Genomic DNA, 22,914 nt, shown 5'->3' with positions numbered 1-22,914 from the left:
TTTTCGACATTTAAAACAGCTTATGTAATTAATGAATACTTTTTGTAATTAAAGAAAGTAAAAGAATTGGATGTTATCAAGCTTTAACACGTTATCAGCTGAAACGGTAAAAAAAAGACTCAAAAACATTTCGTTTTTGAGTCATGTAAGATATGGATCTAAAGCTTCTGTATTTCCTTGATAGGAATAACGGTACACAGGTCTGCCAATCCCGTATACGAGTGTTTCTTCCAGTACCTCGATTTCTACTAGAAACATCAGATATTTCCGCACAGACACTCTTGATATATTAGTGATTTCTGAGATCTCATCTGTAGAAAAAGACTTTTTTTCTTTAATTGTATCCATAATGATAAGCAAAGTGCTTTTTGTCAGACCTTTTGGCAGGGCTTTTGGCTCTTTCATCTTTTCTTTATCTGTGCTCCATAATGTTTGATCTAATTCCTTCTGATCTAAATTTTCCTTTTGTTTTAGTACTTCTGATTTCTCTTTATATCGTAACAAGGCCTGTTTAAACCGAGTAAATTCAAACGGCTTAATTAAATAATCTACCGCACCATAATGTAAGGCCGATTGTATTTTATCCACATCTGAAGCAGCGGTTATTAAAATAACATCGATCGGCAAATTCTTTTCTCTGACCATAGAAAGTAATTCTATCCCATTTTTTCCTGGCATATAAACATCCAGTAACATTAACTGAATGTCTTCCCTTTCCATCACTTTTGCTGCTTCATCAACGGAATGGACAATTTCAATCACTTGAAACCCATCCACTTTACTTAAGTAACGCTTATTAAATTCTGCGACCATTGGGTCATCTTCTACTATTAAAACGTTAATCATTTTCTATCCCTTCTTCCATTTTTACAAAAACCTTAAAATTCGTACCATTTTCATAACTTATGACATCTATTTCTCCATTTAATTTATCTACACTCTGCTTTGTTAAGTATAGGCCAAACCCTCTATCTGAACCTTTGGTCGAGAAACCTTTTTGGAAGATCTTTTCTATATTTGGAATTCCTGGACCTGTGTCCAGAACTTCTAACGATAATTTCTCATTATCTCCTTTTAATGTTAGCTCTATCCTTTTTTCTTCACTATCGGAAAGTGCTTCGATTGCATTATCTATTAAATTGCCGATAATAGTGATAAGTTCTTGGCTCATCTCTACGCTTAATGGGTCTTTCATTTGGGAATCTGGTGTGACGACTAATTCTACATTTTCTTCTCTAGCATAGCTTAATTTTCCCATTAGAAAACCGGCTATTACTGGATCTTTTATGCTATTGGTAATCATGGATGTTTCATGGTTCTTATGATCAATTATTTTCCGAATAAATTCTTCCAATTCATCGTAGGCTTCCATTTGGACCATCCCTAGTATAACATGCAGACGATTCATAAATTCGTGAGATTGTGCACGAAGAGCCTCGACATAAGTGCGAATGCCTGTTAGTTGTTTCGCAAGTTGATTGACTTCAGTCTTGTCTCTAAAGGTGGATATGGCACCAATGGTTTGATTATTAACGATCAATGGCTCGCGATTGGTTAATATCGATACACCATTTAAATCTAATTCTTCATTCCGTTCTGATTGTCCTGTTTCGATCACTCGGGCTAATTTGGAGTTTGGCATATACTCGGATATTTCTTTTCCAATTGGATTATCAGTTAGCCCTGCCTTTTTAAATATGCGGAGGGCTGATTTGTTCACTAACGTTATATGCAAGTTTTCATCTACTGCTAGTATCCCTTCATGAACAGACTGTAACATCGTACTTCGTTCTTTTAGAAGTTTCGATATTTCATAAGGCTCTAGTCCGAATAACATCCTTTTAATATATTTAGCTAGTAAAAGGGCTCCTATCATGCCAACTAAAATACCGTACACCGTTCCTTTTATAATATTATGGTGCCCTTGGGTAAGAGCTTGCTGAATGTTTCCTAAGGATATTCCTACGGCAACAGCACCTATTTGATTTCCACTGTTATCATAGACTGGTGTGAATGCTCGTAAGGAATCACCGAGCGTACCCTTAGAAGTAGAGACATATTCTTCCCCCTGTAACACTCTCTTCTCATCACCACCTGCAAACTTCTCCCCGATTCTATTTCGATTTGGGTGTGAGTACCGAATCCCTTCCATATCCATTACAACGACGAACATCATCTCCGTAATAGATTGAATCTCACTCGTATATGATTGGATATTATCTGAAACTTCATTCTGTAATCCTTGCTTTACTATCCTAGATTCAGCCACTGTCCTAGATACAATTTGCGCTTTTTCTTCTTGATTATTTTGAATTCTCTCACTTGTTGTGTCACTTATTAAAAGATCCGTTATGAGTAAAGATACTAGCACAACGATACATACAAATATGGTAATAATAGCACTTAATTTGAAACGTACTTTCAATTCGAACCACCTCATTTCTTATCTTGCATTATAGCAGAAATCTTTACATTAGAAGAAACTCTCAAATGGAAAAAGTCGACTGCACCCATGACAGTCGACTTTTTTAAAAATCAATCTTTCCTTACTCTTAAAACTTTATTGATGTACCAATATTTTTCTTGCGACTCCTGATTCCATTGCTGCATCTGCAACTGCTGATGCAACAGCAGGTGCTACTCGTTCATCAAATGGTGCTGGTATCACATAATTTTCTGAGAGTTGATCTTCTGAAATTAAAGAAGCGATCGCAAGTACAGCAGCCTTTTTCATTTGTTCATTTATATGTGTCGCTTGTACATCTAAGGCACCTCTAAAAATTCCTGGAAAGGCTAGCACATTATTAACTTGATTCGGGTAATCAGAACGACCCGTGCCGATAACTCTTGCTCCCACTTCTTTTGCATCTTCTGGTGTAATTTCAGGATTCGGATTAGCCATCGCAAAGATAATCGCATCCTCTCTCATGGTTAACACCATTTCTTTTGTCAGCGCATCTGCTACCGATACACCGATAAATACATCCGTATCTTTGACCACCTCTTGTAAATCTCCCTCTATTCTATTTCGATTGGTCACTTTGGCTATATCCTCTTTGATTGGATTCATCCCATAAGTACGCCCTTCGAAAATAGAGCCTTTGGAATCACATAAAATAATATCTTGAACGCCAAAGCGATTCAGCAAATGGACGATTGCTATACCAGCTGCTCCAGCTCCGTTGATCACCACTTTTACATCTTCCATTTTTTTATCAACAAGCTTTAAAGCATTTACTAGTCCAGCAACGGTTACAATAGCAGTGCCGTGCTGATCATCATGAAATATAGGGATATTCGTCTCTTGTTTTAATCGTTCTTCTATTTCAAAACATCTTGGTGCAGAGATATCTTCTAAATTAACTCCACCAAAAGTTGGTTCCATTCGTTTTACTGTTTCAATTATTTCGTCTATTTTATTGGTGTTCAGACTAATTGGAAAGGCATCAATATTCGCGAAACTTTTAAACAATACCCCTTTTCCTTCTAATACCGGTAAAGCAGCTTCTGGTCCAATATTGCCAAGACCTAATACAGCCGATCCATCCGACACTATCGCTACCGTATTTCCTTTCATTGTATATTCAAATACCTTACTACTGTCTGCATAGATATCTTTACATGGCTCTGCTACTCCTGGTGAATAAGCTAGACTAAGGTCGTGAGCATTTTCCACAGGTACTTTCGCTGTTACACCTAATTTCCCTTGGTGGTCTCGATGCATTTGCAACGCTTTATCACGTAATGTACTCATCATCATCCGCTCCATTTCTGGATAATATTTTAGTTGATTCGTGCTGCTTTCCGTTTTATCCACCATGAATAAAACGCTAACATTTTTATTATGATTATTATGATAAATCGATTCTATTTTGCTTAACAGCTTTTATTACTATTAAATGTTTTTTGAAATTAAAGTAAGCGATATGAATCTGTATGTATCGATTTTTCGTGAATAAAAAGGTTAGTGCAAATATTTGATTGTAAAACTTTTGTAAATAATAGGCAATAGGTTTACTTGTTCATTCATTATGTTATAATTCCAATACTTAATGCTAACTAGATTCACTAAAATAACATAATCAATATTCTTTGCGGAAACCTTTGAAAATAGAGAGAGAAAAGAAGGTGTAAGTATGAAGAATTATTTCGCTTACCTCATTACGATTTTAGGCGCAAGCTTTTGGGGATTAACAGGATTGTTTGTAGAGTCATTATATAATCACGGTTTTACAGCATGGGAGATAGTAGCTGCACGACTTACAAGCTCCACTATTATTCTGGTCGTCTTCATGAGTTTAATTGCCAGACAGTATTTACGTATCCATATCAAACATATTCCTCATTTTATCGGCTTAGGTTTTGTCAGCATCGTTATTTTTAACTGGTGTTATTTCACTGTGATGGAACAGACCTCGTTATCGATAGCCGTTGTTTTGCTATACACTGCTCCAGTGTTTGTTGCGACTTTATCAAAATTTATTTTTAAAGAACAGATTAATCGAACAAAAATCCTTTCACTCATTCTTACCTTCATCGGATGTTCACTTGCGATTCAATTAATACCGATAGGCAATGTCACCATACCTTTTATCAGTATTATCTTAGGATTACTATCTGCGTTTTTCTGTGCACTTTATAGTATTATAGGAAAATTTGTTAGCTGGTATTATCATCCACTAACGATTACAGTATATGCCTTAATGATGGGAAGTCTTTTTATTTTGCCTACTAGTGGTTTATGGAATAAAACGGCCGCTTTCCACTCATTTGATGTATGGCTAAACCTCTTTGGTATTGCCGTTATATCGACTATATTAGCCTATACGTTATATACTTTTGGTTTAGCATATATTGAATCAAGTAAAGCTGCTATTCTAGGAGCCATGGAACCCATTGTGGCCGTTTTAGTTGGTGTACTGATCTTTGGAGATGCGCTAAATGTTTTACAAGCTATCGGCATTATCTTCGTTATTAATTCTTCGTTTTTAACTGTTTTCCAAAAGAATAATAAAAAAACTGTAAAGAATTAAGTGATAAATAAAAAAAGAGAGGGAGTCACCAAAAGTTGAACTTTTGTGACTCCCTCCCTAACTATTTCCTTAACTAAATGGATAAGTTCTCGTTTCAAGTAATTGTTTAAGCACTTTTTCCGTATCTCTCTTTTTGAATTTGTTCTAAAGATTTTCCATTATTATTTGGAGCTAACAGGATACCAACAACTAAATGGACAACTAATAGAGCAATCATAAATGTACCAGTTAATCTAAACCCATAAATCGTTAGCATTAACGGTACTACTAGTGAAATCAATCCTACTCCTACCCTCGCTATAAAGAATAAAAGCCCTTGAGCACCTGCTCGATATTTGGTATGGAACAGCTCTGCTGCCCACAAACCATAAAATGCTTGTGCACCAAAACCTGCCGCACATCCCCAAAGGGTCACAAATAAGATTAATTCAACGACACCCATTGTGCCATATGTTAAAACAGCCCACCCGGCAATACCTAAAATAGCACTAAGCGCAAATAGATTTCTTTGATTCACTTTGTCTGCGGATTTAATGAATACGAAATAGGAAGTCGCAACCGTTAATATCCAAAGTCCAGCTTGTAATAAGTTTGCTTGAGCTCCAGTTAAACCTCCAATAGTTTCGTAAATAAAAGGCATGAAGTAACCCATTGTACCAGCAACTAAGTTCCAGAAGGTATAGGTACCAACTAATAAAATCATTGCTTGGCGATTTGCTTTATTCGTAAAGAGCTCTTTAAAAGCAACTTTATCAAAAACAGGTTTTTTCTTGCCACTCTTTTGTCTTTCCTTCTGCTGCTCTTCCCAAATAGCAGATTCAGAGATTTGTCTCTGGAAGAGCCAAGTAATAAGAGCGATTACAAATAATTTTGCAAAAATAATTCTACTTCCTAACAAACCTAAAGGAGCTAACAATACGGCTAAAATAAAAATCACTACCGGACCAAGCGACCACGCCAGCTGCCCCCAACCAACACGTGCTGCACGCTCATTATCAGGCGCTTCTTCTGCAATGTATGTCCAGGATGGAGGGATACTAGCACCTACAGATACCCCGGTAATTAAATACCCTATCAGCAGCATCGGAAAGTTAAAAGATAATGCAATTAGCAAGATTCCTAGCATGTAAATTAATAAATTATATTTATAGATAAATTTCCTTCCATATCTATCTACTAAAATACCACTTATTAACGCACCAATTGCAGCTCCAAAACCATTAGCACTTATTGCTCCCAACAAACCCACACTTCCATCTGTAAGACCTAAATACTCTACCCATAACGTTAGACCCGCGGCACCTGCTACGATAGAGCCTGCTTCCAAATAATTTGACATTGCAACAGTTAATGTTGCTTTTAAACTTCCTTGTTTTAACGGTTCTTTTGCCATTCTTCTCACCTTCTTCGTTTTTTAACTCTAAGGTAAATAAAATACGCTTTTTTAGTCCCTACTGAACTGGACTTTATAAAAAAACGCTTTCTATAAAAAGTGAATGCGTTTACCTTTCATATTTTCACTATACTAAGAAACCGTTTTCCGCACAATGCCACATTCTTCAGATGGGGTAGACACTTCTCAGAATGTTTTATATTTCTTCCCCCATCATTTAAGAAAAAAACGATTAGTCTCATTTAAAGACCAATCGTTAGAGTATTAGCTTCTATTATATAGCTCCCTATACTTCGACGGAACTTCTCCAATATGTTGTTTAAACAGACGGCTAAAGTACCTATTATCCTTATATCCTACTTCTGATGCAATGTCATACACCTTCATATTTGACTGTACTAGCAGTTCCTTTGCTTTTTCTATCCTTACTCTTGTTACATAATCTAACACCGTTTCACCCGTCTGATTTTTAAATACCTCACAAAAATAATTGGGATTCATGTAAACCTGTTCCGCTACTTTGGTAATCGTGATGTTTTCTTTTAGATGATTCTTAACCCAATCTTTTGCCACCTGTACATGATCCAACCTCGGGTTCATCTCTTTGTTCCTCACTAACTGTTTGGTCCAATTGATTACTTCTGATTTTAATAGCGAAAAATCAGTAGCATTCCTTACTTTATATAAAATATCTTCAATGGAAAGTTGAGGCATTTCGTTATTTGAAATTAATTGATTCACGAGAGTAATGAAGTAAACATGGATAGCCTTTGTAATTAGCACCGGTGATTGAAGCTGCTTTAATTTCACAAAAAATTGCTGAAGATGACTTTCTATTTCCTTAGTTAAACGTTTCTCTACAGCAATCACCAGATGCTGGATCATCGGATATAAATCTGTTGGCAGCATTGACTGATCCCCATTTTGTTGAAGCTTTTTAACAGTAGAAGGAGAATAAATACGGTTACCACCATGGACAAGTCGATTTTGAATAAGTGATAACAATTGATCTCTAGCATTTGACAGTAATAACAAGTCAGAAAACTTATTACTAATTGCTACAGTAAATGTAAAAGGTGTATATTTCTGAATGCTTTTTTTGATCAATTCTGCTGTCTTATGCCCATGAAGGTCGATGTCATCCTCTACGACCTGCTGACGAATCAAAATCCAATAACTTATTTTCTCCCCTCTCCACCACCAACATTGCTTCCGTTGCTTCATTTCATTTGTTAGCTCATCGATAATATTTTCAGCTGTGAATCTCCATGTTTCTCGTTCGTCCGTTTTGAAAGTCTTTTCTTTATCAGCTAGGTTATCTATGCTTGCATACAGCAATAAATAATATCCATCTGGGAATTGCTGGGTCCATTGCATTAATGATAGATCTGTTTCCTTTTTCCATGTAACCTCACTAAGTTGATATACCTTATTGGCATAAGATAATTTTGCATCTTTCTCCTCTATCTCCTGTAACTGCGATTCCATATTTCGTTTTTCTATTATTCTTGACTTTACTTTTTGCATTTGTTCTTTGAAATGATTACGGTTAATCGGTTTGATCAAATAATCAACCGCCCCCTCACGTAATGCATCTTGGAGAAGTTCAACATCATTAAAACCACTGATGATAACTGGTATAAATGAAAAGTTCATTTTCTTTAGACTTTTAATGAGTGTTAACCCATCCATTTTTGGCATCTTTACATCCGTAATAAGGAGATCAAAGGTTAGATCGTTTTTTTCAATAGCATGAAGCACCTTCTCGCCATCTGAAAATGTATTAACTACTTCCCATTCATCCCCACTTTGCCGTAACATTCGTTCGATCCCTCTTCGAATCTTTGCTTCGTCTTCAATAATAATAGTTCGAATTTTCCTCATGATTCAACAACCTCTTCTTTCAAACGATCTAAAACCGGAATACGTATTTCAATTTCAGTACCCATGTTTTCATGACTGTTGATTGTAATTCCATAGTTATCGCCAAACATGATGGCGATCCTTGCATGAACATTTAACAATCCAAAACTGGAGCTTTTCTTCGTCATCGGGTCATCTTTTAGTAACGTTTCAAGATACTTTAATTTATCAGGAGGAATACCTGGACCGTTATCAACAATTCGAAAAACGATCGTTTCTTCTCCAGCATCAAACGTTTCTTTTGCAATAATAATTGTGACATTCGCAAGTTCATTTCTTTCAATCGTATATTTAATTGCATTCTCTACAATTGGCTGCAAAATAAATTTTGGTGTATTGTACAGGCTTATATCGATTTTCTCCTCCACCTTAAAAGATAACCTTTCTTCAAATCGGTACTTCTGGATGATGAGATAATCTTTAATGTGTGAAACTTCAGTTGTTATAGGAACCACTTCATCTTTATTACTTAATGAATAACGTAACATTTGACCTAGAAGTGCAACCATCTCAACAACTGAGTCGGTTTCTCCTTCTTCTACTGACATACTTATCGTTTCTAATGTATTGTACATAAAATGGGGGTTTATTTGAGATTGTAACGCATACAATTCAGCTTCTTTTTGCCGAAGACCCGTTTGATAATTTATTCTAATTAACTCTTTTATCCTATATACCATTGAATTAAAGCTTTTTGCTAACATTCCTACTTCATCTTTTGAATTCATAGAGAGATCAACATTAAAGTTTCCTTTCTCAACATCCTTCATCAAAAGTTTCAATTGATGTATAGGTTTTGTTACATTCCAAGCTAATAGAATAGAAATAATAGCAGAGATCAAGACAAACACAATAAAGAAAATAATTGTTACGTTACGAACTAGATTTGTTTGTTCAGTTAAATATTTGGTTTGAATACTGTGAACAAACGTCCAATCGTTTTTTTCTGACTGGCTTACACTCATGACTTTATTATCCTCTTCAGACAATGTCTTAAAACTCCCATTAAACACTGGAATCCTTTTTATTTCATCATATATCCTTCCGATTTTCTCTTGATCTGTATGATAAATAAATCGTTGGTTATGATCCATAATCCATACATCAGCTTTTTCACTTATATCCTGAATCACTCGATCGACAAACCTAATGTCAACCACAATATACATCGTGCCTAAACTTTCGCGATTATCAAAATCAATGATCTCTCTTTCAAGCATGAGATATGGAATGTCGCCTTCAAATCTAAGTTCGGTTTCATAAAACGGTATTGCTCGATTATAGCTAATATGCTGCAAATTAGTACTGTTTACTTCTTCGACTAATGGTACTCTCGTACTATGAAATAAACGATCATTGGACTGGACAAATACCGCCAATATATCGGAATGAATCCCACTTAAGAAAGTTCTTGATAAATAAGTGTTCATTTCAAATTGATCCCTTAATAAAGCAGACTGGTTTTGATATTCTTCGGTTCTTAAAATAGACATAATGGTTGATGAACTATACAAAAGTTCATTTAGTTTTTGTATCTCAGAGAGTTGCTGATCTATATTCATTTTAGCTTGTCTTAAAAGTTTTGGATAATTTTCACCTGCTTGTTGCTCGATCGATTTTGTATACTGATTATATGAAATATAGCCAAGGAAGGCCATTGGAATAACCGTTAACAAAATATATGTAATCATGAGTTTTGATGTGAAACGGTAATTTTTAAATGGCGCTATTAGTTTAGAAATCATATTGATCCACATTTTCCTTTGTAAAATCGATTGGTTCTCCCATAATGACCGTGTCCCCCTTCACCTGAATCCTCCCTACATTAGGAACATCTTGGAGATCATTTGGATATTCTCCTTCTAATAACTGCTTTGATAAACTAACTGTTAAATAACCTAATTTTTCAGGACTCCATAAAGTAGATACTTGAGCTGCTCCATTATTTAAATAGCCTTTCATTTCAGACGGGGAAGATAAACCTACTACAGAAACTTCTCCTTTTTTCCCTAAATCCATTACCGCTTGAGCTGCAGCAGGTGGTCCGACAGAAGAGTTTCCAATAACCCCTTTTAAATCAGGGTATTCCTTCATAAGATCTATTGCAATTTCATATGCTTTGGCAGGATTATCATCTGTTGGAACAACTTCAACCAAATTCATATTTGGATAATACTCTTCATGTTGAATTTTAATCCATTTAAGCCATTCATTAATATTTGCCGCTGAAGCAGAGCCTGTTATAATAGCAAAATCTCCATGATCATCCATTGTCAAAGCCATCATATCCATAAGGTGTCTCCCCAAGGTTTCTGGATTGACCATGTTTATAAAGAAAGATCGTGAAGAAGATAATACATCAGAATCCCATGTAATAACTTCGATACCTTTGTTTTGTGCTTCTTTTAACACAGGAGCCAATTTATTTGGATCAATAGCTGAAACAGCTATTAAATCAACATTTTGATCCATTATTTCTTGAATTGTTGAGATCTGCAGGTCTGAATCAGCTAATGCTGGACCTTGATAAATCAGTTCCATTTCCAATTCCTCAGCTGCATCTATTGCTCCTTTTTCAACAGCACGAAAATAAGGGATATTATGCTGTTTAGGAACAACAGCTATCTTATATTTTTTTGATTCCTGTTCTATTGCTAGCTCCCTTTCTTCAGGTTCATATGTGTACAATATTTCATAATCTCCCTGTGACGATTTGATAAAAAAAATATAAATCATTATGATTGTTGTTAATAAAAAAAGGGGGAAGAGAAGTTTCTTACTCATTTGATAAACATCTCCTAATTAAAATCATCATTATCACTATATAAGAAAAAAATTGCTTTCCATTCCAATCACTGTATTTCTGTATAGTTCATAACTACTATTATACTATATTTCCAAACTACACGTCGTCATTATACGGAAGTCAACTAAATATAATTATTTCTCTGATTCATTCCTCAATGCTTATTAAAAATGACAAATGTACCTTAAAAACCAAAAAGAGTGAACTGAAAGTATCAGTTCACCCAAATAACATTCTTTGTGCTAAAGGATAAGCCGTCCCTAGGCCTATAATGAGGCGATCTTTAGCTACTAATAACGGTTTTTAATTCTATACGCGTTCACGAGAAACTACATATAATGGATTAAGGACTTTTCCAAATTCCGATGCATGTGGTCGGTCATCATCGTCACTGTATCCATAATCAATCATTCTATTTCGGTTTAAGCACAGTTTTGTAAAAGATGGTCTTAATAAATCAAATATACGGAACCTTTCCTCTAATTCCGGGAACCGTTTCTGGTAATCAACAATAGATTGTCGAAGCTGACTCCAGAACGCTTCTTCATCGTATTGGTAATAGACATCAAGAATGTCAGCTAAATAACGGAAATGGCAGACAAATAAACCTGTAAAAATAAATTGACATAATCCTTCCGCTGGTTCACTACGTAATACTGGCATTAATTCCTCCGGTAGTGAATCTAACTCAGGAAGAGGTTCATCACTCACATTGACATCATCTACAAAATCTTTTATTGCCAATCGATGCGGTTTGTTATCTTTTAATACTAATACCGTATTTTGACCATGTGGAGAAAATACGATGCCATATTTATATAGATAATGTAATAACGGCGGTAACATCACACTAAATAATTGATCTAACCATTCCTGCACAGTCAAACCAGACTTTTCGATTAAAGAAGAAACAAATGGCTTTCCGTCCTTATCAACATACAAGAGGGACGCCAGTGTAATAGCCTTTTCTCCTTCATCTAAAAAGGAATAAATACTTTCACGCCATATGACTCCTAGCATTTCTAAATATTGATATGGAGCACCTTTCAATTGTTCATAATAAGGATGATTATAGTTTATACTAGCCACTTCACCTGGTAAAATCACGCGACACTCATCATGTAAGAAGGAATCTTCCTTTCTAATCTTATGAATATAGTTTGTAATCATTGGTGCTACTACGGTTCGTTCTCCAGGAAGTCCTCTATATACTAACGTGTTTAAAATACTTATCGGTAATTTGACATGATGCTTAGTTTTATTCGTTGTATTAGCAAATGTACGAATTGACTGCTGTGGAAGGTAGTCATCTTCTCCATTCCCAAGTGGAACAATCTTTTGCTTTGCTATATCCTCTGGAAAAAATTGAATAATCACGTTGTTCCATTGCCAGTCATGGATAGGAAGGAAGAAATAGTTTGAATCATCCAATCCATCCTTCGTTAATTTTTCTTTAATTTGCTCCAATTTCCCCTTTCCTAACTCACCTTTTATTAAATTTTCATAGTTTACATCTGGTATCGATTGGAATGTTGCAACATCCTTATGTACTGCCACCCATGAAAGCTTTACTTTCTTTTTTTGCTCTGGTGCGTAAGAAAGGTAATCCTGATAATCAAATCCAATACGTCCTTTATTGTATGTGATCCAAGGGTGCCCTTCCATTTCTCCCTCTAATTCAACATAATCCATATGGACTAAATCATCCGACGTTATGTTTTGTTTTTTTTCTAATATATGCGCATCCGCCAATAACGTATTGTTATACTCCTTTATCAAATGTCCTGTTGTTAACGGCGCCATCCCTACAGTCTCTTGAATATCTAGAATAAACTGGATGGGGTTGTCTCCTTTTTCCCAGTTTCCATTTTCAAAACGGCGAATGGTGTTTTTGAAAATATGATAGCTGTCCATTAGACGTTTTTTACCTTCAAACTGGTAAATCACTTTGTTATTTGGCTTTAGCTCATATCTGATAATGTTGTCCTTTTCCGACACAACTGTTGGAAAAATAATATCCTCATACATAAATTCAGATATCATTTTTGCTAATAAATATTCACCTGCAGCTTTCCACGTGTCTGATTTAAGGATTACTTGTAGTTGGTTTTCATATTGCATTCTTTCACTCTCCCTCAATTTAATATTACGTCATTCTTAAATTACTCAACTCCAAACTGTTGAAAGACATTTCTCTTATGAACCGGATAGATTTCTTGATTCATCAGTTCATTAATAATGACCGAGTTACGATAGCATCCTAATCCTAAATCTGGAGCACCTACGCCATGTGTGTGCATTTCCCCATTCTGGATAAAAATTTTGTTAGGAATCTCTTTCGTTAATTGCAGCTCATAGTTCTTACTTACTTTATACCTTCCGTTATCATCCCACTTAATAATGGAAGATAGGTTAGACAAGAAGCCAGGAATAGGATGTTGATAACCAGTTGCTGCAATAACTACTTCACTTTCATGCGTGAACGGTTGATCCTGTTCCCACTGGTTACAAATTAATTGATAGTTACTTCCTTCCTCTGTCTTTATTTCTTTAACATCCGCTACTTCCGTTTTAGCTTGTAAACGAACTGGAGGAATCTCACCTCCAACAGAATGTTCATAAAGTACATCGTAAATATCTGATATGGTTGTTTCACTGATTCCTTTGTATAATAAATCCTGCTTTGGAATTAACTGATCTTTTTGATCCTGTGATAAACGATAGAAATAATTTGTATGGTCTGGCGAAAAATGCTCTAAACCAAGCTTTGAATATTCCATTGGAAAAAATCCTTTTGATCGTGTAAACCAATCAAGTCGATAGTGATAGGTCCGTTGTTCCTTTAAAAGTTCAAGAAAAACTTCTGCAGCACTTTGACCCGAACCGATAACCGTAATCGATTCCGAGTGGCGCAAGCGCTCTCTTTTATCTAAGAACTCTGCAGAATGAAAAACATCGTCTGAAGACTGTGCAGAAAAGCAGTCTGGTAAGTACGGAACACTGCCAACCCCAAATACGAGATGACGAGAATAATAGTACTGAATATCTCCTGATTGAGTATCAGTAGCTTCGACTTTAAAATAGCCCTTATCTTCATACCCTGCTAGTTTATCTCGATCTACTTGCCACTCAATATTTGTAATCCTCTTACCAAAGCTGCAATTCGCTAATTGCTTAGAAACCCATTGGCAATAGTGATTATATTCACGTCGTGGAATATGGAACCTTTCAAGGAAATAAAATTTATATAACCGTTCATGTTCCTGTAAATAATTAAGGTAGCTATACCGACTTGTAGGATCAGCCATTGTTACGATATCGGCTAAAAAGGGGACTTGTAAGGTCGTATCTTCAATTAATAGCCCTCCATGCCATTCAAAATAAGGCTTCTGATCAAAGAAAATGGTGCTTAAATCTTCTATTTCTTCTGTTAAAGCAGCAAGCCCCAAATTAAAAGGACCAATTCCTACTCCTATAACATCATACATATCGATTTTATTTGGATACATATGGGGTGAACGCATCCTTAAACCTCCTTTTAAAGTGAAACTTCAACTTATCCCACTTGCTCCTTTGATTTACGCAAAATTTTTAAGTGGGGGTATTACGAACAATTATTCACCGTGTTAAACGTTACACGATGACAAAACATAAGCAGCCCTCGTTTATCAGGTAATTCAATTTCTTTTTCCGGCTCAAATCCACATTTTTCAAAAATATGGATCATTTTTTTGTTGCGTACATCAGGCTCTGCTACTACCTTCTCGGTTTTTTTATGTTTAAACTGAAAGGCAATCATTGCTCTTAATAGCGGGAGCGCTAACCCTTTACCCAAATATTCTTCCGGTCCAAACAATAAATGAATACCTTGATCCTCTTTTTCTGCATCATAGTAATTTGCAATCAGATCATCTTTTGCCCAATAAGCTTCCCAATAACTCATTGGTACATTGTTCAAATAACCAATATATAACGACTGGTGTTGATCTGCTAGCAGCTTTTTCAAATGATCTTTATATGCTGTTTCAGAAAAATTTTGGTTCCAAAATGGTATTACATGTGGTTGGTGGTGCCATTGATGCAGTCGATCCAAATCTTTCTCCAGCGTTACTCGTCGAAATACAATCTCAGAATCTATTTCACGATCATAGAAGGTAAATTCATATTCACTATTTTGCTGCATCCGTAACCAACTCCTTTTGATACAAAGGATTATCAATTTCAACATAGACAGACTGAGTTTCGAGTGAACCTGTTAGTTCATCCATATCATAAAAACGTGTAAGTAAGTTAGCTTTGCACGGGAGCTTTCGGTGTAACAATAAACTTGGAATTAATTCTGATGAACTATACTTTGGAACTTTAATCGACTCAAGTACGATTCTTACTTCCGCTAACAGCTTCTTTTCATCAATTAGCCCGCCTGTTCCAAACGTATTAATCAATCCAAATAAATGATTTAAGAAGAAATAATAGCGTAAACGTTCATCTGCAACCTTATCTGAACAAATCGTGTTACTTTTTTCACTTATACCAGGTAAGATTTCATTAAGTCGTTCATGGTGAGATTCACAATAGTAGTAGCCTTGATTATCGCGATAGTAGAATTGATCGGGATAACCATTTTTTAATTGGATGACACTGTTTTGTTGATGTGCCTCAACCGCAATCCCATAGTTTAGGAAAAGCCACATAATTGGCTTCAACGAAACGTCAAGATATTTTCTAAACCAATCCAAACTTACTTCTTCAGTAGTACGTCCTTCTTTCTCGGCTAACTTTTTAATGATCTCTGCTAAACGAGAGGAATGGCCTTCTACTGTGTCCTGACAAATCGCAGCAAGAGACGTAGCATTTAATGCGTTGTCTTCCTTAAACGGGTTCTCTCTAAAAATAACCTCAAAACCTGACTCTTCTTCGCCATCAATGTTAACGGTCATAAAAGCTGGATCTGCCATTACTTGAAAGTTTGGATGTACTTCCTTAAGATGCTGTCCAATCTGTCCTTCCATTAGCTTCTTAACTTCTACTCCACGTTCTAATTCCATATATTTATTCGCACGTACGGAGTTTGTAATTTTCACATTTAAGGAAAACTTCATCATATAATTTGTTTTTGGATGATACACGGTCCGTAAAGAAGAAGTAGGATAATAACAACGACCATGCTGCCCAAGACTCACGATTAAACCCTTATCCATCAGCTCTTTCACCTTAGGCTTGTTCATTAAAAATTTTGCTTGCCATGGATGAATGGGAATCAATTCATAATTTTCATCTCTTTGACTAGCTATCTGCTTCAATTCATCTGATATAGATGGATCCTCTATCACTTGGTTTCTAACAATTTCAGATGCTGTATATCCTAACGCTGTCCCCCGATTCACGATTGAAGAGTGGACGCGAAAATAATGTAATGAAAATTCCCCTTTTAATTCTGGTGAATAAAGTGGTGCATCCGATTCCTCGATCCCTTGTCGACTTTTAGGAGTTGGATGCATTAAATGCCCAAATAATAATGACTGTTCGGTATCAATAAAATCCATATTCATCTTGTATAAATACTTGGTATCTGGATATCTTTCTCGAATATATGTTTCTACGTTTTGACAGCTTAGCATGACACGTAACATTAATTCCTCTTGATTGTCCGTTCCATCCTGTCCATTCTCCATGCTTAGTTCTTTCATAATCATATGAACTAATGACAGGTAATCTACTTCAAATATTTTTTGATTTTCACCGAAGTTACAATAATAAATTGGAAACGAAAATAAGTGTCGCCCAGTAGCTGACCAATAAATCAATGGGACATATAAGTTCATTTCAAGATGAGTTAATTTACAATGAATAAGGGCTTGGTCTTTTTTATGTAACGTGATTTTAGTGAATAATTCATCTGGTATCTGATCGTATAGCTTAAAATTCTGAGTCTCTCTCAAATAACAATTTAAAAAGCTTTGCATTGTCGCTTGCTCGGCAATACGTTTGAAATTAATTTCCATTGTATTCATACTCTCCTCCTATTTTTTTTACCTGATTTATTATTAACCTTATGTCTTTCATTGTTGTCTGAGGGTTTAATAGTGTTAGTTTTAAGAAAACACGTCCTTGTACTCGAGTCCTAGCCAATATAGCGTTTCCCTTATCTAGTAAACTTGTACGAATAAACGTATTGATTTTATCAACTTTTTTACTGTTTGTTTGATTGACATATCGAAAAACAACTGCATTCATCTCAGGAACATTAACCAACTCCAATTCTTTATCTTCTTTGATTAACATTGCAGTCTCCTTCGCTAAGTCGACGGTGTAGTCAATCATTTCAGCAAATTTTTCTCTTCCTAAAGCCTGCAAGGACATAAACAATTTTAATGAATCAAATCGCCTGGTTGTTTGGATCGACTTCGTAACTAGATTTGGGATGCCTGTCTCCTCATCGTCTTCAGGATTTAAATAATCTGCATTCTGTTTGATAAATTTAAAGTTTGATTGATCCTTTAATAGAAAAGCTCCGCAACTAATTGGTTGATAAAATAATTTATGGAAATCAACGGTTATAGAGTCACCTAATTTAATACCTTTTAGTTTATCTTGATAACGGTCACTTAAGATAAGTGCGCCACCATAAGCTGCATCAATGTGAAACCACATGTGATGTTTCTTGGCACATCTTGCTACTTCAGATAGAGGATCAATACTGCCAAAATCTGTTGTCCCAGCAGTTGCGACTAGTGCAAAAGGTAACAAATCCTGTTCCTCCGCCTCTCTTAGTCGTTGATCCAAATCCCTTAAGCACATTCGGTGATTGTGATCTGTCTCTATCGGGATAACAGCTTGTTCTCCTAAACCGAGCAAAAAGGCTGATTGTTTTACGGTAAAATGAGCATCCTTAGAGCAAAAGATTCTTAATTTATGAGCTTGAGGTGGTAGGCCCTGTTTTTGTGTATTCCATTTAAATTGCTTAAAAAGATAACGATCACGTGCGAGTAGTAATCCCATAAAATTGGATTGTGTACCTCCACTCGTAAAAACACCATCAGCTTTGTCATTCTGTAAAAATGCTTGAGTTAACCAGTTCACCATTTTTTCTTCTAACATAGTCGCAGCTGAACTTTGATCCCATGAATCCATTGATTGATTTGTTCCACTTATTATAGCTTCAGCAGCTAAAGCTATGTTTAATGGCGGACAATGAAGATGAGCGATACATGAGGGATTCGTAACCACAATCGAATTTTTTAGAAGTACTTCCCCAATGTCATTCATTAATTGATTCACATGTACAGGTTTTTCTGGAACAACTTCCTGGAATGTCCTACTTAAAAGAGAGTTAAGTTCCTGATAACTTAAGCCACTGTATGGTTTTTGATTTGCAGAGAATTGATTAACTAATGCTGTTTGTGCTTGTTGCATCACTTGTTGATAAAAAGTAATACTTTCTTGACCTGCATTTAAAAAGTAACGACTATAATTTTGTGTTTCCATATCAGTGTTTAGACGTTCTAAAATATTTGCTTTGGCTACCATCCTTCTTACACCTCCTATAGACTACCTTTGTTTTCTGAATATTCAACAACATAATTGATAATGATATCCATTATCAATTATGTTGAAAAATTTTTGGTTACCTTTTCTAAATCTATTAACCAACATGTTTTTTGATATTGATAATCAGTATCAATTACAACGGTTCTTATTCTAACGGTAATGATAATCATTGTCAATTAAAAAAGAGGGATTTAGTTCTTTTGATCGATTCATCTACTGTTTTTCGAAAGAATAAGGTAATAGAATTAAATCATAATATTCAAATGATCCTGGATAAAATGCTAAATTAATTAAAGATAATAGCGGAGATAGAATAAACGCTCCTAATCATTGATTTAGATAACAATTCGGAAGGCGGTGTAAGTATAACTATAAGAAGAACAGTAAATTAAACCATATTGAAACGGTAGAAAAAAGGGGTGTTATTTATCTCCTTTTTTCCAATAGTTTTAGAATAATGCTTAGATGATTTTTTGAAATCTAGCATTCGACCCGCATTTTCAAAGATAACATCTACGGTATAATCAGTTACATTGAACACTCGTATGCTCTCTCCTTGTAAATTAGTTACATATATTTTTTTGTTATTTATTGTAATACTAAAGGACCCCACGTATCATCACCTGTTTGATACCAGGGAGAAACCATAATAGGCGCTTATTGATCCCCCTCAATAATCGTCCATCTTTTTCCTGGTTTAATCAGATTAATTTCATCATGAGCTGATTGGCCATGTTCAGAGGTAAATAGTTGTCCATCATCATCCCAGACTAATCCCTGGTGCCCATAGGAATAAACATATGAGTTATCAAATGGGTTATATTTCCTATAGAGTGACGTCCAAGTTCATACGCAGTTAAACTTTCAACATTTTGAGCACTTTCTCGCTTGTCAGTAACATCAGTGGTCGCATACAATTTCTCATCTTACCAATTTTTATTCTACCACCCGGAATTTCCTCTAATAAAATCGCTTCTTCCTTCCACGTATTTAATTTTTACTTTTGCACAACTAATTTAATCATTTTTGATAAAAACTTTATCGATATGGACAATAATCTAGGTTTAAATATCATTAGGATAAAAATGGTTCTAAAATCTAATCAATACTAACTTACTCGTCCATTCCATTTATGTAGCTATGAATACATTACTTTCAAGGGGAATAAATTATTTCATTTTTCTATAACTCATTCCCCTAAATATTGAAAAGGAGTGATCTTATATGCCTAAACGTAAAGGTAAACGTAGACGTACTAAAAGAAATCTATATAGATACTATCTAGAGCAAGAGCAAGAACAAGAACAAGAACAAGAACAAGAGCAAGAACAAGAGCAAGAACAAGAACAAGAACAAGAGCAAGAACAAGAGCAAGAACAAGAGCAAGAGCAAGAGCAAGAGCAAGAACAAGAGCAAGAACAAGAGCAAGAACAAGAGCAAGAACAAGAGCAAGAGCAAGAAGAAGAGCAAGAACAAGAGCAAGAACAAGAACAGGAACAAGAGCAAGAACAAGAGCAGGAGCAAGAACAAGAACAAGAGCAAAAACAAGAGCAGGAGCAGGAGCAAGAACAAGAGCAAGAGCAAGAACAAGAGCAGGAGCAGGAGCAAGAGCAAGAGCAAGAACAAGAGCAGGAGCAAGAGCAAGAACAAGAGCAGGAGCAAGAACAGGAACAAGAACAGGAACAAGAACAGGAACAAGAGCAAGAACAAGTTCAAGTACAATGGCAAGAGCAAGAGCAAGAGCAAGAACAAGAGCAGGAACAAGAGCAAGAGCAGGAACAAGAGCAAGAGCAGGAACAAGAGCAGGAACAAGAGCAAGAGCAGGAACAAGAGCAGGAGCAAGAACAAGAACAGGAGCAAGAGCAGGAACAAGAGCAGGAACAAGAGCAAGAACAAGAGCAGGAGCAAGAACAAGAGCAGGAACAAGAGCAAGAGCAGGAACAAGAACAAGAACAAGAGCAGGAACAAGAGCAAGAGCAGGAACAAGAACAAGAACAAGAGCAGGAGCAAGAACAAGAGCAGGAGCAAGAACAAGAGCAGGAACAAGAGCAAGAGCAGGAACAAGAACAAGAACAGGAGCAGGAACAAGAGCAGGAACAAGAGCAAGAACAAGAGCAAGAACAAGAACAGGAGCAGGAGCAGGAACAGGAACAAGAGCAAGAACAAGAGCAAGAACAAGAGCAGGAGCAAGAACAAGAGCAGGAACAAGAACAAGAGCAGGAACAAGAGCAGGAGCAGGAGCAAGAACAAGAACAGGAACAAGAGCAGGAGCAAGAACAGGAGCAGGAGCAGGAACAAGAGCAGGAGCAGGAACAAGAGCAAGAGCAGGAACAAGAGCAAGAACAAGAGCAAGAACAGGAACAAGAACAAGAGCAGGAACAAGAACAAGAACAAGAACAAGAGCAAGAGCAGGAACAAGAGCAAGAACAGGAACAAGAACAAGAACAAGAGCAAGAGCAGGAACAAGAGCAAGAACAGGAACAAGAACAAGAGCAAGAGCAAGAGCAGGAACAAGAGCAGGAGCAAGAACAAGAACAGGAGCAAGAACAGGAGCAGGAACAAGAGCAGGAACAAGAGCAGGAGCAAGAGCAAGAACAGAAGCAAGAACAAGAACAAGAGCAAGAACAAGAACAGGAGCAAGAACAAGAGCAGGAACAAGAGCAGGAGCAGGAACAAGAGCAGGAACAAGAGCAGGAACAAGAGCAGGAGCAAGAACAAGAGCAGGAGCAAGAACAAGAGCAGGAGCAGGAGCAAGAACAAGAGCAGGAGCAAGAACAAGAGCAGGAGCAAGAACAAGAGCAGGAGCAAGAACAAGAGCAGGAGCAGGATAACGATCAAACGATTACAAATGTGGGTAACCCGCAATTAACGAATATTGGAAACCCTACGCAAACCCAAACTTTAAACATCACTATTTCAGATGATGGATTTACTTTCAATAATGGCGGTGGTCGACTTGTTGAATTTCAATCGGACACTCAAAATTCAGTAAATCCAACAGGGACCCAACCAAACACTCCTTTAGCAACGGAAACTACAGTAGCTGAAGTAACTCTAGACGATGTAGCAGCTGGTAACAAAGTATTGCTTAGCGGTCAATTTTTCGTAGATAATGATGAAGCTCAACGTGAAGATTTAAGAGTAAGAATTTATAAAAACTCTGTAGACCCAGCTAACGTAATCTACGATATTCCATCCATTGAAATTGATGCAGAAGATAGAGATGACGAAAACCAACCTATTCCAGTATTACACGTTGATAGTATTGGATCAAATGAAGAAAATGTAAGATATATTCTGACTGCAGAAGGAGACCTTTTCTTAAGAGGACCTATTACGTTTACTGCATCTGAAATTTTAGGTTAACTATCATTAATAGGTCATATGGAATAATCACTTAGGAAACTTTTGAAGAATGTGGCGGACCCCATCGGCAATACACTTTAAATAAGATGGGGTCCCAAACATTCGTATAAAGGCCTATTTTACAAATTTCTATGTTCATGTATCAAACAGAATCATATAACCTTCATAAGTTATATTAAATTATAAAAAAGGAGAGATTGAGATGAGTGAAAATAAAGAAGGACAAATGTCAACTCAACTTGACAAAACAAACAACCCAAAGGCACAAGATTTTCTACACATGTCGTTAAGAAGAACAGAAAAGGCTCAGAAACAACTAAGTAAAGCAGCAAAGACGCTTGAGAAAACGATAAATAAGTTTCCAGAGTTAGAAGGCATTGAAAATGTAAAAGAGTTAATTACGAATATTCAAAACACAAAAATGGAAACCATTCCTGAATTACAAAAGGTGATTAGAGAACTGAAAGAAAAGAATTAAATAAAAGCACAGTTCTAACACGAAATATTTAAAATATAATTTTTTTATGACAATAAAACAATAATAGCCTCGAAATCTATATCCTTATTTCGAGGCTATCCTGTATTCAAGCTCAGTTACAAACCTTTATTTCATATCTTTAGTGTTTCATTCCACTATGCTGTAAATGCTGAACGATAATCAGGTCGAGTGATACCAAGTCAGAATAGAAGGTACTTATACATCTAATTTATTTTTTTTAACATTACCTCAGCAAAGTTATTAAACATAGTTATTCAACAGTCGTCAATAGTATGTTGTAACTGCTAAACTAAAATAGTCAATTATTGCTCAATAAAATTGAACGCTTTTCGCCCAAAACATT

The 22,914-nt window shown here is 35.9% G+C and carries 15 protein-coding genes and 1 pseudogene; 3 read left to right on the top strand and 13 right to left on the bottom strand.

Annotated elements, in window-relative coordinates:
• Positions 1-141 precede the first annotated feature (141 nt).
• The 3 genes from GHD00_RS12855 to ystJ form a co-directional block, all read right to left on the bottom strand.
• Positions 142-846, bottom strand: a complete 705-nt coding sequence (locus GHD00_RS12855; RefSeq protein WP_163538578.1) for a response regulator — start codon at positions 844-846, stop codon at positions 142-144.
• The gene (gene dcuS, locus GHD00_RS12850) at positions 839-2,425 is read right to left on the bottom strand and encodes a DcuS/MalK family sensor histidine kinase (RefSeq protein ID WP_240468693.1); all 1,587 of its coding nucleotides are present in this window, start codon (positions 2,423-2,425) and stop codon (positions 839-841) included. Before dcuS ends, GHD00_RS12855 begins: the two co-directional genes overlap by 8 nt.
• A 135-nt stretch (positions 2,426-2,560) precedes the next feature.
• Complete coding sequence (ystJ, locus tag GHD00_RS12845) at positions 2,561-3,754, bottom strand: NADP-dependent malic enzyme (RefSeq protein ID WP_163538615.1); 1,194 nt, start codon at positions 3,752-3,754, stop codon at positions 2,561-2,563.
• A 382-nt stretch (positions 3,755-4,136) separates the two neighbouring features.
• Here ystJ and GHD00_RS12840 point away from each other — a divergent pair, with 382 nt between their 5' ends.
• A complete protein-coding gene (locus GHD00_RS12840; RefSeq protein ID WP_163538576.1) occupies positions 4,137-5,033 on the top strand; it encodes a DMT family transporter in 897 nt (298 codons plus the stop codon).
• A 106-nt stretch (positions 5,034-5,139) separates the two neighbouring features.
• On the opposite strand, the gene GHD00_RS12835 is transcribed toward GHD00_RS12840, so the two are convergent.
• The 10 genes and pseudogenes from GHD00_RS12835 to GHD00_RS21475 all read right to left on the bottom strand — a co-directional run.
• The gene (locus tag GHD00_RS12835) at positions 5,140-6,426 is read right to left on the bottom strand and encodes an MFS transporter (protein ID WP_163538575.1); all 1,287 of its coding nucleotides are present in this window, start codon (positions 6,424-6,426) and stop codon (positions 5,140-5,142) included.
• Positions 6,427-6,690: 264 nt separating this feature from the next.
• Positions 6,691-8,310: a response regulator gene (locus GHD00_RS12830; RefSeq protein WP_163538574.1), complete on the bottom strand. Its 1,620-nt coding sequence runs from the start codon at positions 8,308-8,310 to the stop codon at positions 6,691-6,693.
• On the bottom strand, positions 8,307-10,094 hold the full coding sequence (locus tag GHD00_RS12825) for a sensor histidine kinase (protein ID WP_163538573.1): 1,788 nt from the start codon (positions 10,092-10,094) through the stop codon (positions 8,307-8,309). Before GHD00_RS12825 ends, GHD00_RS12830 begins: the two co-directional genes overlap by 4 nt.
• A complete protein-coding gene (locus tag GHD00_RS12820; RefSeq protein WP_240468692.1) occupies positions 10,084-11,037 on the bottom strand; it encodes an autoinducer 2 ABC transporter substrate-binding protein in 954 nt (317 codons plus the stop codon). Before GHD00_RS12820 ends, GHD00_RS12825 begins: the two co-directional genes overlap by 11 nt.
• A gap of 427 nt (positions 11,038-11,464) precedes the next feature.
• Positions 11,465-13,276: an IucA/IucC family protein gene (locus tag GHD00_RS12815; RefSeq protein ID WP_163538571.1), complete on the bottom strand. Its 1,812-nt coding sequence runs from the start codon at positions 13,274-13,276 to the stop codon at positions 11,465-11,467.
• Between the two features lie 41 nt (positions 13,277-13,317).
• Positions 13,318-14,679: a lysine N(6)-hydroxylase/L-ornithine N(5)-oxygenase family protein gene (locus tag GHD00_RS12810; RefSeq protein ID WP_240468691.1), complete on the bottom strand. Its 1,362-nt coding sequence runs from the start codon at positions 14,677-14,679 to the stop codon at positions 13,318-13,320.
• Positions 14,680-14,759: 80 nt separating this feature from the next.
• Complete coding sequence (locus GHD00_RS12805) at positions 14,760-15,338, bottom strand: GNAT family N-acetyltransferase (RefSeq protein ID WP_163538570.1); 579 nt, start codon at positions 15,336-15,338, stop codon at positions 14,760-14,762.
• On the bottom strand, positions 15,325-17,169 hold the full coding sequence (locus tag GHD00_RS12800; RefSeq protein WP_240468690.1) for an IucA/IucC family protein: 1,845 nt from the start codon (positions 17,167-17,169) through the stop codon (positions 15,325-15,327). The genes GHD00_RS12805 and GHD00_RS12800 overlap by 14 nt, the downstream gene beginning before the upstream one ends.
• The gene (locus GHD00_RS12795; RefSeq protein ID WP_240468689.1) at positions 17,150-18,685 is read right to left on the bottom strand and encodes a pyridoxal phosphate-dependent decarboxylase family protein; all 1,536 of its coding nucleotides are present in this window, start codon (positions 18,683-18,685) and stop codon (positions 17,150-17,152) included. The genes GHD00_RS12800 and GHD00_RS12795 overlap by 20 nt, the downstream gene beginning before the upstream one ends.
• Positions 18,686-19,363: 678 nt before the next feature.
• A pseudogene (locus GHD00_RS21475) lies at positions 19,364-19,513 on the bottom strand (PQQ-dependent sugar dehydrogenase); the annotation flags it as partial.
• 417 nt (positions 19,514-19,930) lie between these two features.
• On the opposite strand from GHD00_RS21475, the gene GHD00_RS12785 reads away from it, so the two are divergent.
• Positions 19,931-22,072 carry a hypothetical protein gene (locus GHD00_RS12785; protein ID WP_163538569.1) on the top strand — a complete coding sequence of 714 codons (2,142 nt, stop codon included), beginning with the start codon at positions 19,931-19,933 and terminating at the stop codon, positions 22,070-22,072.
• Positions 22,073-22,274: 202 nt separating this feature from the next.
• Entirely contained in the window at positions 22,275-22,550 is a 276-nt protein-coding gene (locus GHD00_RS12780; protein ID WP_163538568.1) for a hypothetical protein, read from the top strand.
• Positions 22,551-22,914 lie beyond the last annotated feature (364 nt).

Origin of the sequence: Gracilibacillus sp. YIM 98692, from assembly GCF_010993965.1 — a bacterium.
Taxonomy (GTDB): Bacteria; Bacillota; Bacilli; order Bacillales; family Amphibacillaceae; genus Gracilibacillus.
The sequence above is the reverse complement of the archived record's forward strand: the minus strand, read 5'-3'. Positions and strand labels throughout refer to the sequence as shown.